Below are 16,805 nucleotides of genomic sequence, written 5' to 3' on the forward strand. Positions count from 1 at the left end.
AAAGCACGGCCGGCACGCTGCGCTGTCTACATCGGACGGACTTCCACCACGTCCGGCACGAAGTGCTTGAGCAGGTTCTGGATGCCGTGCTGCAGCGTCGCCGTCGACGACGGGCAGCCGGCGCACGATCCCTTCATGTTCAGATAGACGATGCCGTCCTTGAAGCCGCGGAAGGTGATGTCGCCGCCGTCATTGGCAACGGCCGGACGTACCCTCGTCTCGATCAGGTCCTTGATGATCTCCACCGTCTCGGCGTCGGCCTCGGCGAAGAACTCTTCCTCACCATTGACGGCCACGTCACCGGAAACACTGCCGTCGGCCATCAGCGGACCGCCGGACATATAGTGTTCCATGATAGCGCCGAGGATCGCCGGCTTCATGTGCTGCCAGTCGCTGGCATCCTTGGTCACGGTGACGAAATCCGAGCCGTAGAACACGCTGGTGACGCCGGGGACGTCGAACAGCCGCTCCGCCAGCGGCGAAGCCGCGGCTGCCGCGCGGCTGGTGAATTCCATGGTGCCGCTCGCGAGCACGTCGCGGCCGGGGATGAACTTCAGGGTGGCCGGGTTCGGGGTGGCTTCGGTCTGGATAAACATGAGCAATCTCCGGTACATCACCGGTTCAAGGCCGGCGCGCTCTCGGTTGAGAATGGGCTTGTCTAGCAGATGGCCACGGGGAACGCACGATCAAGGGGCGTTGGGCTGTCATTCCGGGGTAGCTGCGCCATCCTCGCCTGTCGCGGCCGCGAAAGCGGGCGATGACAGGCGAGTTTGGCGCTACGACAGCGCGTCGAGCTCCAGGTCCGTCAATCCGCCCGGCACGATGGTCACCGGGATCGGGAATGCGCCGACCAGCTTGGCCATCATGGTGACGATCGGCCCCGGCCCCTCGGGACCGGCAGAGGCCGCCAGCACCAGCATGGCGATATCGACATCCTTGTCGATCACGTCGAGGATTTGCTCGGTGGAATCGCCCTCGCGGATCACCCGTTCCGGGGTGATCGCGGCGATGCCGTTGGCGCGTCCGGCGGCACGGTCGAGCGCGGTGTTGGCGCCCTCCTCGGCCTCGGCGCGCATGATGTCGGCGACGCCCAGCCATTGCTGGTTCAGATCTTCCGTCTCGATCACCCGCAGCATCACCACGCCGCCACCTACGCGCACGGCCCAGCGACTGGCGTAATAGACTGCGCGGTCCCATTCCTCGCTGTCGTCAACGACCACGAGACATTTCGGCTTGTGGCCGGATTCATAGCTGCGTCTCTGGGTGCTCATGCATGTCCCGATGCTGAACCGCACGAACTGCGGCTGCGTCATGCTGCCACGACGCAGCATCGTTCCACAAGCACGGCGCGGCGGCGTGCCGTCGCCGCGCCGATTGTGGCAATGAGATGAAACCGAAACGCGGCGCGTGAGAAATTACTTTCTCCGCACCAGGCCCATGATGTCCTTCACGGCATTCAGCGTTTCCGATGCGATCGCGTTGGCGCGTTCGGCGCCGTCGGCCAGCACCGAATCCACATAGGCCTGGTCGCCGGACAGCCGCTTCATCTCGGCGGCGATCGGCGCCAGCTTGCTCACCGCGAGTTCGGCCAGCGAAGATTTGAACCCGGAGAACTGCGCACCGCCGAATTCGCGCAGCACCTCGGATTTCGGCTTGTCGGCCAGTGCGGCGTAGATGCCCACCAGATTGTCGGCCTCCGGGCGCGGCTTGAGCCCTTCCTCTTCCGACGGCAACGGCTCCGGATCGGTCTTCGCCCGGCGAATCTTCTGCGCAATGGTATCGGCGTCGTCGGTGAGGTTGATGCGCGAATTGTCGGAGGCATCCGACTTCGACATCTTCTTGGTGCCGTCGCGCAGGCTCATGACGCGGGTCGCCGCGCCGGTGATCACCGGTTTCGGCATCGGGAAGTACACGCCGTTATGGCCCTGCGCCGCGATGGATTCCGAGAAGTCATTGTTGAACTTCTGCGAGATGTCGCGACACAGTTCGAGATGCTGCTTCTGGTCCTCGCCGACCGGCACATGGGTGGCGCGATAGAGCAGAATGTCCGCGGCCATCAGCACCGGATAGTCGTACAGGCCGACCGACGCGTTCTCGCGGTCCTTGCCGGCCTTTTCCTTGAACTGGGTCATGCGGTTCAGCCAACCCAGGCGGGCGATGCAGTTGAAGATCCACGCCAGCTCGGCATGGCCGGATACCTGGCTCTGGTTGAAGATGATCTGCTTTTTCGGATCGATACCCGACGCGATGAAGGCCGCGGTGACCTCGCGGGTGTTGCGTCGCAGTTCGTCGGGACCGCCCCATACCGCCACCGGCACCGTGATGGCGTGCATGTCGACCACGCAGTACACGCAGTTATGCGTCTCCTGCAGTTTGACGAAATTGACGATGGCGCCAAGGTAGTTGCCGAGGTGCAGATTGCCCGTCGGCTGGACGCCAGAAAAAACCCGTTCGGTGATCGGCATTGTGCTGTTCCCATGCGCGCCGATGTGGACTCGGCGCTATCCGCCGTCCATTGCCACGCGGGGACTAGGCACGCAAGTCGCCGGCGCGGGATTGCCGGAATGCGCGCCACGCGCCGGCCGGCGTGACCACGCCGAACAGCGCGAGCGCCGCGCCATAGACGACCAGCGCGCTGGCGATCAGCACGCCGACCAGCGCCGCCTGCGCAATGACGAGCGCGTCCGGGACCCAGGCCCGGACGACATGCGCCTCCAGCCACAGCGCGGCGCCCATGGCCAGCGCCGCCAGCACGATGCGCGGCAGTCGCATTTGCGCGGCGGCATCGATCGAAAATCCGAACGTGGCACGACCGCGCAAGATCAGGACGACAGCACAGCTCCAGGCGCCCAGCGCGATGCTGCCGGCGATGCCGGCGACGCCGAATCCGCGCAGCAGCCACGCGGCCGTGACCACCGCCAGCAGCCCGGCCAGCGTGGCCATCAGCGGGGTCATGGTGTCGTCGCGGGCAAAGAACGCCGGCGCCAGCGCCTTCACCAGCACATGCGCCGGCAGGCTGAGAGCCAGCAGCGTCAGTGCCTGCGCCGTTGCGAGGCTATCGACGGCCGTGAAGGCGCCGTGCTCGAACAGGAGTTGCACGATCGGCGCGCTCAGCACCATCAGGCCGAGCGTCGCCGGCAGCGCCAGGCCGACCGCCAGTTCGAGGCCGCGCGATTCCGCGCCATGGATGGCAGCGGGATCGCCGGATCGCACCGCGCGGGTCAGCTCCGGGACCAGCACCGTGCCCATGGCGGTGCCGACGATGCCGAGCGGCAGTTCGATCAGCCGGTTGGCGAAATACAGCCACGACACCGCCGAGGGTGCGTGCGATGCGATGATCGCACCGGCCACGATCAGCAGCTGCGGGCCGGAATTGGCGATCATACCGGGCATCGCCTTGCGCAGAAATCCGCGCATCTGCGCGTCCCATGACAGCCGCAATGGCGTGGCCACCGCCTCGCCGCTGCGCAGCGCGAACATGGCCAGTTGCAGCAGTCCGGCCATGCCGACCGTCGCCGCCAGCAGCGTCGCCGCCGCTGCGGCGTCCGGTCGCTCCAGCAGCAGCGCCGCCATGACGCCGATCAGCGCGAGGTTGAACAGCACCGGCGAGAAGGCGGTGAGCGCGAAGCGGTCCTGCGCATTGAGCAGCCCCATCATCACCGCCACCGGCCCGGCAAAGGCCAGATAGGGCAGCATCAGCCGGGCATTGTCGACCGCCAGCTGCAGCGTCGCGGTTCCCCGGAAGCCGGGCGCCAGAAGCGCGATCAGCAGCGGCATGGCGACGCCGACAACGACGGTGGCGATCACCAGCGCAGCACTCAGCGTGCCGAGTACGCGACCCGCAAACGCCGCAGCAGCAGCCTCGCCATCGATGGATCGTATCCGCAGCCAGGCCGGTATCAGGGCGGCATTCAGCGCGCCCTCGGTGAGCAGCCGCCGGACCACATTGACCAGCTGGAACGCGACCAGGAACGCGTCCGCCACCGGCCCGGCGCCGAGCAGTGCCGCCACCATAGCATCGCGCGCAAAACCCAGCAGCCGCGACACCAGCGTACCCATGGAAACGGTCAGGATGGAGCGGATCATGGCGGCATTCTAACCGGGCCAAGCTTGCTGGCGGAGGGCGGAAGTGATAGGTCGCAGCACCCTGCAGAACCCGTCCTGTCCCGCAGACTTGGACCGGATTTCCCGCACAACCGCAATTGCCGCAACCGGATATTCTTCATGACTTCAGCGAAATATGACGTGCTCGGAATCGGCAACGCGATTTTCGACGTGCTGGTGCAGACCGACGAGAGCTTCCTCGCGGCCCATGAGATGACTAAGGGCGGCATGGCGCTGATCGACGAGGCGCGCGCGCTGGCGATCTACGGGGCCATGGGCCCGGCCACCGAAATGTCCGGCGGATCCGCCGCCAATACCATCGTCGGCATCGCTTCGCTCGGCGCCCGCGCCGCCTATGTCGGCAAGGTCAAGGACGACCAGATCGGCAAGCTGTACAGCCACGATATCCGCGCCGCCGGCGTGAGCTTCACCACCCCCGCTGCCACCGGCGGCCCGGCCACCGGCTGTTCCTACATTCTGGTGACGCCGGACGGCGAGCGCACCATGAACACCTATCTCGGCGCGGCGCAGGACCTTACCCCCGACGATATCGCCCCCGCGGAAATTGCCGCCTCGGCCATGGTCTATCTCGAAGGCTATCTGTGGGACCCCAAGAGCGCCAAGGAAGCGTTCCTGAAGGCCTCCAAGATCGCCCACGGCGCCAACCGCCAGGTCGCGCTGACCTTGTCCGACGCGTTCTGTGTCAGCCGTTACCGCGACGAATTCCTGCAGCTGATGCGGGACGGGACCGTCGATCTGATCTTCGCCAATGAATCCGAACTGCACGCGCTGTACGAGACCGCCGACACCGACACAGCGCTTGGTCAACTCCGCAAGGACGTCGCGCTCGGCGTCGTCACCCGCTCCGAGAAGGGCTGCATGATCGCCTCAAAGTCGGGCGTGGTCGAGGTGCCGGCATTCCCGATCGACAAGCTCGTCGACACCACCGGCGCCGGAGACCTGTTCGCCGCCGGCTTCCTGTTCGGCCTGGCGCGCGGCCTCGATCATAAGGTCTGCGGCCGCCTCGCGGCTTTGGCGGCCGCCGAAGTGATCCAGCACATCGGCGCGCGTCCGCAGGTGTCGCTGAAGGAACTGGCGCAGCAGAACGGCCTGCCGGTCTAAGGCGCCCTTGTTTCCCGCACGCGGTGCGGCACTCTTGTGCCGCTCCGCAGATGCGGCATCCCGGTTGAGAGCAACCAGCGGGGCCCCGCATCTGCGAAGCGATACTGGCGGCGATGCTGTTGCATCGCCTGGTATCGCATCGCGTGCGGGGAACGAACCGAGCGTCAAGCCGCGCGCTGCGCCGCATTGAGCCCGGCATAGACCCCGCGCTCGAATCCCGCGAACACCTCAAGGCACGTCCTGTCGGCGAACGGCAGCACCTGCATCAGAATCACCCCGGCGACGTCGCGCGCCGGATCGATCCAGTAATAGGTGTTGGCAAGGCCCGCCCAGGCCAGACTGCCGGGGCTGCGGCCCTCCGGCGTCTCGGCCGTGTTGATCATGAAGCTGAGGCCCCACTTCTTCTCCATGCCGGAATAGAGATCGACATCGTTGGTGGCCGTCGCAATCGCCGAGGTCATGCGGGTCATGGTGAGTTCACCGATGTGATTTTCGCCCATCAGCGCCACCGTCTCGGGCTTCAGCACCTCAAGCCCGCCGGCGCGGCCCTGTTCAGCATCATCTGCACGAATTTGATGTAATCGCCGGCGGTGCCGTAGAGCCCGCCGCCGCCGGCATGGAATTCCGGGTCCTGACCGATTTCGAAGGCAATCGGCGTCAGCGAGCCATCCGCGCCGCGGCTGTGCATACGCACCAGCCGGGCGCGCTGCGATTCGCCGATCCGGAACGCGGTGTCGGTCATGCCCAGCGGTGTGAACAGATGATCGCGAAAATAGGCCTCGAGACGAGCGCCGCTGACGGCCTCAATGGCCTGGCCGGTGAAATCGAGACTGGTGCCGTATTCCCAACGCGTGCCGGGATCGCTCATGACTGGCACCCTCAGCGCCGCCTTGAGGCCGGTGCGGAAGGGCGGCGTGCCGGACACCGCGAGATAGCGCACCATGTCGCCGTTCCACATATCGTAGCAGAAGCCGGCGGTATGGGTCAGCAGGTGCCGCAAGGTGATCGGGTTGCGCGCCGGCCGCAGTTGCGGCGCGCCGTCGGCATCGAACCCTTCCAGCACCATCGGCGAGGCGAGATCCGGCAGGACGTCGCCGATCGACCCGTCGAGCGACAGCCGGCCCTGCTCCACCAGCTGCATCACCGCCGCGGCGGTGATCGCCTTGGTCATGGAGGCCAGCCAGAACACGTTGTCCTCGGTCATGGCCGTATCCGTCGAGAGATCGCGCCGGCCGAACGCGCCGCGGTAGATCACCTCATCGCCGGTCGCCGCCATGGCCACCACGCCGGGAATCTGCCCGGCCTCGCAGGCCCGCTGCAGCGCCTGGTCGATCTCGTCTTGCATGTGGACATCCCCGATATTTTCGACACGGATTCTCGCCCCCGGCGACATGACCGGCAAGAAATATCGATGTTGCGGCGCGGTTTGGCATGAACCGCTGCGGTTTTTGCCGCGACGAACGATCACGCACCGAGTTGTGATCGCTGCGGCGGTGGATTCACGAAAAATGATTCGGATTCGACAAGCAAAGCAGGCATTCGCAACCTAAATCGTGAACCACGCGCACGGTTTGGACACGGTCGGGCCGAAGCTTGGGAACAAACATTGCGGACGCGTGTTCAAAATGCGGCCTTGTGCCCGGACGCGCTGCGCCGACCAAAGACTGATGAAATTTGTTGCAGCAACGCTGCGGAGACTGACGATGATTGCCAACTGGACCGAATGGAAACGCTACCCCCGCGCATCCCGTGGCGAGAACATCGAGGCTCCCATCGGGCCAGGCATTTTCGAAGTCCGGCACGCCGGCTCCGGCGCGCTGTTCGCCTTCGATGCCGCCGATAACCTGGCGGAGGCGCTGGCAAAGATCTCCGCGCCGCCCAAATCCTTCATTTCCTGGTTTGGCCGTCGCGACAGCACGATGCTGCCGGACTTGGAATACCGCACCTTTTCGACCACCACCCGCGCCAATGCGCGGATCGCCGCTGCCCGGATGATCGACCGCCGCGAGACCTACCTGCGCGGCGCGGCGTAACGTCGCTGCAATCTCTTGCAATAGCCCGGTATCGCTTGCGATAGCAGGTATACGCTGCGCGAAGGCGCAATCCGGCCTATACTCCTTTACAAGTCCGCGACAGCTGAAGTCAGCGACACTTTGAGGAGAATGCCCATGAATCCGCCCGCCGCCGCACGCCAGTCCTCCGCCACGCCCTCGCTGCGCGACCGCCTCAAGGACCGCTCGCTGCTGCGCGAGCAGTGCTATGTCGATGGCGCCTGGGCCGGCACAGGCGCGACTTCGGTCACGAATCCGGTCAACGGCATCGAGCTCGCCAAGGTGCCGAACATGGGCACCAAGGAGACGACGCAAGCGGTGGAAGCCGCCGAGCGCGCCTTTCCGCTCTGGGCCAAATTCACCGCCAAGCAGCGCTCCAACATCCTGCGCAAATGGTTCGAGCTGATCATCGCCAATCGCGAGGACCTGGCGCTGATCCTGACCTCCGAACAGGGCAAGCCGCTGGCGGAAGCGCTGGGCGAGGTCGACATCGGCGCCGCCTATATCGAATTCTTCGCCGAAGAGGCCCGCCGGGTCTATGGCGAGACCATCCCGACGCAACGGCCCGATGCCCGGCTGCTGGCGATCAAGCAGCCTATCGGCGTCTGCGGCGCCATCACCCCGTGGAATTTCCCGAATTCGATGATCACCCGCAAGGTGTCACCGGCGCTGGCCGCGGGCTGCACCGTGGTGCTGAAGCCGGCCAATGAGACGCCGCTGTCGGCGCTGGCGCTGGCGGAACTGGCCGAACGCGCCGGCGTGCCCAAGGGCGTGCTCAACATCATCACCGGCAAGGCCTCGGAAATCGGGCTGGTGCTGTGCGAACACCCGGCCGTGCGCTTCGTCGGCTTCACCGGCTCCACCGAGGTCGGCAAGATCCTCTACAAGCAGGCTGCGGTCGGGGTGAAGAAGCTCGGCCTCGAACTCGGCGGCAATGCGCCGTTCGTGGTGTTCGATGACGCCGACATCGATGCCGCGGTCGACGGCGCCATGGTCTCGAAATATCGCAACATGGGACAGACCTGCGTCTGCGCCAACCGGCTCTACGCTCAGGACGGCATCTACGACACCTTCGTCGAAAAGCTCGCCAAGAAGGTCGCAGCCATGAAAGTGGGCGACGGCACGGAGGCCGGCATCACCCAGGGGCCGCTGATCAACATGGAGGCGATCGAGAAAGTCGAGCGCCACATTGCCGACGCCGTCAAGGGCGGCGCCAAGGTCGTCACCGGCGGCAAGCGCCATGCGCTCGGCGGCAGCTTCTTCGAGCCGACCGTGCTGTCCAACGTCAAGTCCGATGCGCTGGTATCGCAGGAAGAGACCTTCGGCCCGCTGGCGCCGGTGTTCCGCTTCAAGGACGAGGCCGACGTCATCGCCATGTGCAACGCCTCGCCGTTCGGCCTCGCCTCCTACTTCTATTCCCGCGATCTCGGCCGCGTCTGGCGCGTCGCCGAAGCACTGGAGTCCGGCATGGTCGGCGTCAACACCGGATTGATCACCACCGAGGTGGCGCCGTTCGGCGGCGTCAAGGAGTCCGGCCTCGGCCGCGAAGGCTCGCATCACGGCATGGAAGAATATGTCGAGATCAAATACATCATGATGTCAGGGATCTGAGACTCGCTTGCTTCCTCACCCTCTCCCGCTTGCGGGAGAGGGTGCGCAGGCCGCCTTCCGCGCCCGCCCAACAGAACGCCGATGCGAAGCATCGGCTGCGGCGTCTGCACGGCCGGGTTAGGGCGAGTGTCTCGCTCCGGGCCCCTTCATCCGCGTGAATTTGACCTGCCTCAATACCGCAGCGAAACCGGCATGATCTGCTGGTGCGATGTCGGGATATATCAGGTCATTCCTCGAAATCGGCTTGGACGACGTCGGACTAGTCGGCGGCAAGACCGCGTCGCTCGGCGAACTCTATGCGATGCTCGCATCCGAAGGTGTTGCCGTCCCCAACGGTTTTGCGATCACGGCAGATGCCTATCGCGATGCCCTCTTGCAGGGCGATGTCGCGGAGCAGCTTCACCGACTCCTTGACGGGCTCGACAAGAGCAGGATCCGGCAGCTTGCCAGCACGGCCGCCAAAGCGCGCGAGATCATTTACAAGGCGATGGATACGCCGCTTCTGCGCGCGCAGATCGTGGACGCCTACCGTCAGCTTGAAGGGGAGGCCGGGACCGGCGTCGCCGTCGCGGTGCGCAGTTCGGCGACAGCGGAGGATCTTCCGACCGCCAGCTTTGCCGGGCAGCACGAAAGCTTTCTCAATGTGCGCGGCCCGAAGGATCTGTTCGAGGCCTGCCGGCGCTGCTTCGCCTCGATCTTCACCGATCGCGCGATTTCCTACCGGATCGACAATGGCTTCGATCATTTCAAGGTCGCGCTCTCAGTCGCGGTGATGAAAATGGTCCGCTCGGATCTGGCGGCCAGCGGCGTCATCTTTACCCTCGATACCGAATCCGGATTTCGCGACGTGGTGTTCGTCACCGGCTGCTACGGCCTCGGCGAAACCATCGTGCAGGGCCAGGTCGATCCCGACGAGTTCTACGTCCACAAGCCGACGCTCAAGCTGGGCTTTCGTCGCGTATTGCGGCGCAAGCTCGGCGCCAAGCAGATCCGCATGATCTACGGCAAGCGCGGCGGCAGCCATGCGACGCTGACCCGCAATGTGCCGACTGCCGAGCGACAGGCATTCTGCATTTCCGATGCCGAAGTGCTGAGCCTCGCGGACATCGCCGTGCGGATCGAGGCGCACTATTCGAAACATGCCGGCAGCGCGATGCCGATGGACATCGAATGGGCCAAGGACGGTGCCGACGGCAAGCTCTATATCATTCAGGCGCGCCCCGAGACCGTCGCCTCGCAGCGCTCGGCGGACTTCCACGAGACCTACAATCTCAAGGCGCGCGGCGAGGTGATCGTCACGGGCCGCGCGGTCGGCGAGAAGATCGCCACCGGCCGCGTCCGCCGCATCGCGACCGCGCGCGATCTGGCGGCCTTCAAGCCCGGCGAGATTCTGGTGGCGCCGGCCACCAGCCCGGACTGGGAGCCGGTCATGAAGATCGCGGCCGGTGTCATTACCGACAAGGGTGGCCGGACCTGCCATGCGGCCATCGTCGCCCGCGAACTCGGCATCCCCGCAGTGGTGGGCGCCACCTATGCCACCGACCGGCTCAAGACCGGAACGGACGTCACGATCTGCTGCGCCGAAGGCGATGCCGGCAACGTCTATCGGGGAGCGGTGGCCTACGACGTGACGCGAACCGCGCTGAGCGAGCTGAAACAGCCGCGCACCGCCATCATGGTGAATGTCGGCACCCCCGAAATGGCGTTTCGCACCGCGATGCAGCCGCAGGCCGGCGTCGGTCTCGCGCGCATGGAATTCATCATCGGCGAGCATATCGGCGTGCACCCGATGGCGCTGCTCAAGCCGGACAGGATTGCCTCCACTAAGGAGCGGATGGCGATCGCGCGTCTGGTCAAAGGCTACAAAAGCCCGTCCGAGTTCTTTGTTGAGAAATTGGCGGAAGGCGTCGGCACCATCGCCGCAGCCTTCTATCCCAAGCCGGTGATCGTGCGGCTGTCCGATTTCAAGACCAACGAATATGCCAGCCTGCTGGGTGGCCAGGCGTTCGAGCCGAAGGAGGAGAATCCGATGCTCGGATTCCGCGGCGCGGCGCGCTACAGCCATCCCGCCTATGCAGACGGATTCGCCCTGGAGTGCGCGGCGTTGCGTCAGGTGCGCGAGGACATGGGACTGTCCAATCTGCGCGTCATGGTGCCGTTCTGCCGGACCGTCGCGGAAGGCAAGCGCGTGATCGCCACCATGGCGGCCAACGGGCTGACGCGCGGCGAAGGCGGACTCGAGATCTACGTCATGTGCGAGATCCCGAACAACGTGATCCAGATCGATGCCTTTGCCGAACTGTTCGACGGCTTTTCCATCGGCTCCAATGACCTCACGCAACTGACGCTGGGGGTCGACCGGGACTCCGACATTGTCGCCTTCGATTTCGATGAACGCGATCCCGGCATGCTGGAGATGTTCCGCCAGGCCGTGGCCGGCGCCAAGCGCAATGGCCGCCATGTCGGCATCTGCGGCGAGGCTCCCGCCAACTACCCGGAGATCGCGCGCTACCTGACCGGGCTCGGCATCGATTCGATCAGCGTCAATCCAGCAAGCGTATTTCGCACCATGGCTGCCGTGCTCGAGGCCGAAGCCGGTCAGACCGCCATCAAGACCTGACGACGCCGGACGGCGATTGCCGTCAGGCCTGCGCGGAAACGGCGGCGGCGTGAATTTGCTCGGCTGCGGCGTTGACCCTGGTCATGGTGTCCGTCAGTTCGGCGTAGGGCTCGTCTTGGATCGTCGCTGTGCCGAAATTCGAGTTCTCGCCGTCGAAGCGCCCCTCCGCCGGCTGATCGGCATGCTCGAACCAGTGATAGCCGACCACCGCCGGCTTGCGCAGAGCCGCCGTCACGTAGCGCTCGAAGCATTGCGCGCGCTCGAGCTGGCTCGCCACCCGCGGTCCGGCGCCGCGGGTATTCGGCAGGCCGGAATCGTCGCAGCGAAAGGAAAATTCCGAAATCAGGCACGGCTTGCCGGTTGCCGCATAGGCATCGATCGCCGGACTGGCGTCGAAGTCGTAGCAATTGAACGACACCACATCGAGGTGCCGGCCGGCGGCGGCGATCACATTGGTTTGCGGCTGATAGCCAAACCGCGAACCGATCACCAGATGATTGGAATCGACAGCCCTGATGGCCGACGCGCACAGTTCGAAATAGATGTCGGCCACCATCGCGCTGAAAGCGTCGCAGTCCGTGGAGAATTGCGCCCGGAGGGATTTTCGCGATTGGCCCTGGCTTCGAGCGCGTCGTTCAGTCCGCCGGGCGGCATCCTGAAGAACGGCGCGTCGATATGTGCGATGTGGCCGAGATGTTCCCATGATCGCGCCAGCGTGCCCCAGACCGCATTGAACTGGGAAAACTCGCGATAATGCTGCTGCAACCTGGCAATTGCGGCAACGCGACCGGGACGGTGCGACGGCAAATTCAGAAAGATGGTCAGCAGCTCGTCAGCGCCGCGCCAGTCCGGCGACCAGTACAATTCATTGTCGATAAACGTCCCGAGCAGGCCCGGTTCGTTGCGCCATCTTGTGCAGCGATCCCTGGCGCTTTCACGGATATGCGCCGCGAAGGCGGCGTCGAAGACGTCGGGAAAGATCTGGTCGCGGCGGTGCAGCCGGAATGTGGCGCCCAGCGCCGTCGTCGGCGTCATTGCCAGGCGTTGCATTCCGGCGCTGGCGACAAGCTCGTCGGACCAGCAGCCGACGGTATTGAACTTCCAGCCTGCGAGCCGATCCGATGCTGCAGCGCGCCATGCATGCAAACTACCGTATTTGGCGCGGCAGGTGTCGGCGTAAGGCACGCTATCGCTGTTCGCGATGTGGTCCTGATCGAAGCGGACCGTATTGACGCCCTTGGAAATGAAGCGACCGCCATCGGGATCGACGAACCAGGACACGCCATTCTGTTCCGCCACACGAAAGAAGCCGCTGCCGTGGAAGCAGTCGTCGGCGATTCCACCCCACTTCGTTCTTCGCAACCCAATACCTCGGCTACAGAGCTACAAGCTCCTCTTCATCGCATCGTCGCAACCGGCAATTCTTGATCTGGCTCAAGATCGCCGGCCACGGGCCTGACTATTGCTATTGCAACGATCAGACAGACGGAAACGCCGCGCGTCGGGCCCCGCCGGGAACGGGCTCTGGAATCAGGCAGGTCATCCATGGCGATATCGGAGTTTCCCAGCATCGCCGGCTTGCGACCGGATTTCATCTGGGGGTCTCGACCTCAAGCTTCCAGATCGAAGGTGCCGCGCAGGAAGACGGTCGCGGGCCGAGTATCTGGGACACCTATTGCCACGACGGCGCAGTCAGGAATCACGACACCGGCGACGTCGCCTGCGATCATTACCACCGCTACCGCGAGGACGTCGCGCTGATGAAGGCGCTGGGCGTTCAGGCGTACCGCTTCTCGGTGGCCTGGCCGCGCGTGTTGCCGCAGGGGCGCGGCACCGCAAATGAAGCGGGCCTTGCCTTCTACGACCGGCTGATCGACGAATTGCTGGCCGCAGGCATCGCGCCGTGGCTTTGCCTGTATCATTGGGACCTGCCGCAGGCGCTCGAGGATGCCGGCGGCTGGCTCAACCGGGAGTCCGTGACATGGTTCGCGGACTATACGAGGCTGGTCGCCGCACGTTACGGGGATCGCGTCAAGCGCTTTGCGACCTTCAACGAACCGTCGATCTTCAGCCTGTTCAGCCGCTCGCTCGGGACGGCGGGCCGGAGCCGCGAAGACGATCTCCACCGCATGATCCACCACGTCAATCTCGCACATGGCGCCGCGGTGGATGTGCTGCGCAACACGGTCAGCGACGTCTCCGTCGGATGCATCCACAACTATCAGCCGTGCTTGCCATCGAGCAGCAGCGAAGCCGATGCCGCGGCAGCCGCCCGGTTGAACACCTACTGGAACAACGCGTTCCCCGACCCGCAGTGCCTGGGCGAGTATCCGGCGGCGATGCGTCCGGCGCTCGCGCCGCACATCCAGCCGGGCGATCTGGCGCGCATCCGCCGCCCGCTCGACTGGTTCGGCCTCAATCACTACAGCCCGGTCTACGTCACGGCGAAGCCGGACGCGATGCTGGGCTACGACTTCGGCGACAAGCCGTCGGGCATTGCCCTGACGCCGATCGGATGGCCGATCGATCCGGCGGCCTTCGGCGAGACATTGCGGACGGTCCATCGACGCTACGGTCTGCCTATCTACGTCCTGGAGAACGGCTATGGCGATGCGCTGCAGCCTGACCAGGCCGGCGCGGTGGTCGACAGCGGACGAATCGCATTCCTGCGTGCCTATGTCGAAGCGATGAATGCCGCCGCCGCAGACGGCGTCGACATTCGCGGCTATTTCATCTGGTCGCTGCTCGACAATCTGGAATGGGACTCCGGATACAGCATCAGATTCGGCCTGGTCTACGTCGACTATGCGTCGCTGCGGCGAGTCCCCAAAGCGTCGTTCGACTGGTATGCGGGACTGATCAAGGCAGTGCATCAACGATGAGCGCCGGCTCCGACCAGCTCCGGGATCCGGCGACCGGGATCGTCACCCTCACCATCAACCCGGCGATCGACATTTCGACATCGGTGAAGAAGATGATGCCGTTCACCAAGATGCGTTGCGCACCCGCGCAGCGCGATCCGGGCGGCGGCGGCATCAACGTCGCCAGGGTTCTGAAACGGCTCGGTGCCGAAGCAACTGCGGTTTACCCGGCCGGCGGCGCAACCGGACAGGCACTGGCGGCGCTGGTCGAAGGCGAAGGCGTGCCAAGCATCGTGATCCCGACCCGGAACGACACCCGGGAGGACATCACGATCTATGACGAAGCCAGCCGGGAGCAGTTTCGCCTGGTATTCCCGGGCGCCGTTCTCAGCGAATTTGAATGGCAACAATGCCTCGACGCGATAGCGCGCATGGCGCCGCAGGCCGCATTCGTCATAGCCAGTGGGAGCCTGCCTGCCGGCGTGCCCGCGGATTTTTACGGCAGGGTCGTTCAGGCTGCCAAAGGCGCCGGGAGGGTCATCGTTGACACGTCCGGCAGCTCGCTCAAGTCAGCCCTGGAAATGGGCGTTTATCTCATCAAGCCAAACCTGCACGAGTTTCAGGACCTCGCCGGAACAACCTCAGCCGACGAAGCGTCGCTCGTCGCGGCAGGACGCGACCTGTTTGATCGCTACCGCATCGAAGTCGTTGCGCTCTCGATGGGAGCCGAAGGCGCCCTGCTGATGACGCGCGACACGGTCCTGCGGGCGAACGGCTTCCCCATCGCGCCGGCCAGCGTGTCCGGCGCGGGCGACAGCTTCCTGGGCGCGATGGTCTGGAGCCTGACGCAGGATGGCAGTCTTGAACAGGCGCTGCGCTACGGCGTGGCCGGGGGCTCGGCCGCGCTGCTCAATCCCGGCACCGAACTGTGCGGCGCCGCGGATGTGCATCGCCTTGCCGCCGAGGTCACCGTCAGGGCGGTGCGAGCCGCCCGTCCAGCTTGACGCAGGTCAAGCTGTGCTGTCGCGTGTCGAATAATTTCAGCTACAATGCCGCCAAGGAAAGCCGTTCGCGCCTTCGCGCGGCAGATGCCAGACATGCCAGCATGCTGAAACCCGCTTATCTTGCGCCCGACGAAAGGCAGTTGCTGAGCCGGTTCTGGCAGAGCGCGTCCGGATTCTGGCGCGGCCGTCAGGCATGGCGCGCCTGGCTTCTGGGCGCCCTGCTGATCGCCACCATCCTGCTGCAGCTGGTGATTCAATACGCGCTGAATTTCTGGAATCGCGATTTCTTCAACGCCATCGGTCGTAAGGACGCAGCCGATCTGTGGATCCAGGCGCTGCGCTTCCTGCCGCTCGCCGCCGCCAGCCTGTTCCTCACCGTGCTGTCGGTGTGGGCGCGCATGACCACGCAGCGCACCTGGCGCAACTGGCTGAGCAACCATCTCTACGACTACTGGCTGGGCAACGACCGGCACACGCGGCTGCGATTCATCGCCGGCGATTCTCAGGCGCCGGAATTCCGCATCGCCGAGGATGCCAGGCTGGCCACCGACCTGCCCGTCGACCTCGCACTCGGACTGTTGAACTCGCTGCTCACGGTGATCACCTTCATCGGCGTGTTGTGGTCGGTGGGCGACAGCCTGGCGCTCCCGCTCGACGGCGTGACCCTCGTGATTCCCGGTTACCTGGTCATCGCAGTGATCGTCTATTCGCTGCTGCTGTCGGGGGCGACCGTCCTGATCGCCCGCCATCTGACGCGGGTGATCGAGGAGAACAAGCGCGCCGAAGCCGAGCTCCGCTCGGTCGGCACCCATCTGCGCGAAAGCGGCGAGGGTCTGGCGCTGGCGGATGCCCGAAAGGACGGCCGCCAGACCATTGCCGCAGCGCTCAAGGCGGTGATCGCGATCTGGCGGATCTATTGCTGGCAGCTGATGCGCCTGACGCTGGTCACCTATACCAGCCTCCTCGTCACGCCCGTGGTCGGCCTGCTGCTGTGTATCCCGAAATACCTGGCGGGGATGATGACGCTGGGCGAAGTCGTGCAGGCCGCCGCGGCTTTCGTCGTGGTGCAGGGCGCCTTCAACTGGTTCACCGACAACTATGCCAAGCTTGCCGAGTGGGCATCCTCCGCCAACCGCGTCGCCTCACTGCTGCTGGCACTCGATCAGGTGGATGCGGCAGGGCCGGGGCCGGACGCCGGTACTGGCGCGAAGCTACAAGCGTTGCCCGAAGCGGACACGCGGGGGCCGATTCGCGGCGATTGAATTGCCCGGCCTGACCGGTGACGCAGTAGGCGCAGGCGTCGGCAATTTTTACGACACCACCTGCTTCTCGCCGGTGAGATGGCGTCAGGGAGTCAGGGATCTGATAGCAGCAGCGTCTTCTCTTCCCGCTCCACGGCCGCCGCGCAGCGGCGGCAGGGAGAGGGGAAGAG

General features: G+C 65.1%; 13 protein-coding genes and 1 pseudogene. 7 read left to right on the plus strand and 7 right to left on the minus strand.

All coding sequences use genetic code 11. The features are described 5' to 3' along the window. Nucleotides 1-26 precede the first annotated feature (26 nt). From ONR75_RS00445 to murJ, 4 genes are all read right to left on the minus strand, one after another. Nucleotides 27-596: a NifU family protein gene (locus tag ONR75_RS00445; RefSeq protein WP_265080914.1), complete on the minus strand. Its 570-nt coding sequence runs from the start codon at nt 594-596 to the stop codon at nt 27-29. A 180-nt stretch (nt 597-776) separates the two neighbouring features. After that, nucleotides 777-1,271, minus strand: coding sequence for a universal stress protein (locus ONR75_RS00450; RefSeq protein ID WP_265080915.1), 495 nt, complete (start codon nt 1,269-1,271; stop codon nt 777-779). A gap of 144 nt (nt 1,272-1,415) precedes the next feature. Then, nucleotides 1,416-2,465: a tryptophan--tRNA ligase gene (gene trpS, locus ONR75_RS00455; RefSeq protein WP_265080916.1), complete on the minus strand. Its 1,050-nt coding sequence runs from the start codon at nt 2,463-2,465 to the stop codon at nt 1,416-1,418. Nucleotides 2,466-2,529: 64 nt separating this feature from the next. Further along, the gene (murJ, locus tag ONR75_RS00460) at nt 2,530-4,086 is read right to left on the minus strand and encodes a murein biosynthesis integral membrane protein MurJ (RefSeq protein ID WP_265080917.1); all 1,557 of its coding nucleotides are present in this window, start codon (nt 4,084-4,086) and stop codon (nt 2,530-2,532) included. 138 nt (nt 4,087-4,224) lie between these two features. Between murJ and ONR75_RS00465 the strand changes: the two genes are divergently transcribed. Continuing rightward, entirely contained in the window at nt 4,225-5,226 is a 1,002-nt protein-coding gene (locus tag ONR75_RS00465; protein ID WP_265080918.1) for an adenosine kinase, read from the plus strand. 164 nt (nt 5,227-5,390) lie between these two features. Here ONR75_RS00465 and ONR75_RS00470 read toward each other — a convergent pair. Then, nucleotides 5,391-6,571, minus strand: a pseudogene (locus ONR75_RS00470) (serine hydrolase domain-containing protein). A gap of 358 nt (nt 6,572-6,929) precedes the next feature. Here ONR75_RS00470 and ONR75_RS00475 point away from each other — a divergent pair. The 3 genes from ONR75_RS00475 to ppsA all read left to right on the plus strand — a co-directional run bounded on the left by ONR75_RS00475 (nt 6,930) and on the right by ppsA (nt 11,508). Then, the gene (locus ONR75_RS00475) at nt 6,930-7,259 is read left to right on the plus strand and encodes a hypothetical protein (protein ID WP_265083891.1); all 330 of its coding nucleotides are present in this window, start codon (nt 6,930-6,932) and stop codon (nt 7,257-7,259) included. Between the two features lie 135 nt (nt 7,260-7,394). Then, entirely contained in the window at nt 7,395-8,888 is a 1,494-nt protein-coding gene (locus ONR75_RS00480; protein ID WP_265080919.1) for an NAD-dependent succinate-semialdehyde dehydrogenase, read from the plus strand. Between the two features lie 208 nt (nt 8,889-9,096). Then, the gene (ppsA, locus tag ONR75_RS00485; protein ID WP_265080920.1) at nt 9,097-11,508 is read left to right on the plus strand and encodes a phosphoenolpyruvate synthase; all 2,412 of its coding nucleotides are present in this window, start codon (nt 9,097-9,099) and stop codon (nt 11,506-11,508) included. Between the two features lie 22 nt (nt 11,509-11,530). Here the strand turns inward: ppsA and ONR75_RS00490 are convergent, their stop codons facing one another. Continuing rightward, nucleotides 11,531-12,064 (minus strand): hypothetical protein, encoded by a 534-nt coding sequence (locus tag ONR75_RS00490; RefSeq protein ID WP_265080921.1) that lies wholly within the window; start codon nt 12,062-12,064, stop codon nt 11,531-11,533. After that, nucleotides 11,995-12,870: a hypothetical protein gene (locus ONR75_RS00495; RefSeq protein ID WP_265080922.1), complete on the minus strand. Its 876-nt coding sequence runs from the start codon at nt 12,868-12,870 to the stop codon at nt 11,995-11,997. Before ONR75_RS00495 ends, ONR75_RS00490 begins: the two co-directional genes overlap by 70 nt. A 62-nt stretch (nt 12,871-12,932) precedes the next feature. On the opposite strand from ONR75_RS00495, the gene ONR75_RS00500 reads away from it, so the two are divergent. The 3 genes from ONR75_RS00500 (at nt 12,933) to ONR75_RS00510 (ending at nt 16,635) form a co-directional block, all read left to right on the plus strand. Continuing rightward, on the plus strand, nt 12,933-14,390 hold the full coding sequence (locus ONR75_RS00500; RefSeq protein WP_320109681.1) for a GH1 family beta-glucosidase: 1,458 nt from the start codon (nt 12,933-12,935) through the stop codon (nt 14,388-14,390). After that, a complete protein-coding gene (locus tag ONR75_RS00505) occupies nt 14,387-15,373 on the plus strand; it encodes a 1-phosphofructokinase family hexose kinase (protein ID WP_265080923.1) in 987 nt (328 codons plus the stop codon). Before ONR75_RS00500 ends, ONR75_RS00505 begins: the two co-directional genes overlap by 4 nt. 101 nt (nt 15,374-15,474) lie before the next feature. After that, nucleotides 15,475-16,635 carry an SbmA/BacA-like family transporter gene (locus tag ONR75_RS00510; protein WP_265080924.1) on the plus strand — a complete coding sequence of 387 codons (1,161 nt, stop codon included), beginning with the start codon at nt 15,475-15,477 and terminating at the stop codon, nt 16,633-16,635. The last annotated feature ends 170 nt before the right edge of the window (nt 16,636-16,805 follow it).

The organism is Rhodopseudomonas sp. P2A-2r (genome assembly GCF_026015985.1).
Classification (GTDB): Bacteria; Pseudomonadota; Alphaproteobacteria; order Rhizobiales; family Xanthobacteraceae; genus Tardiphaga.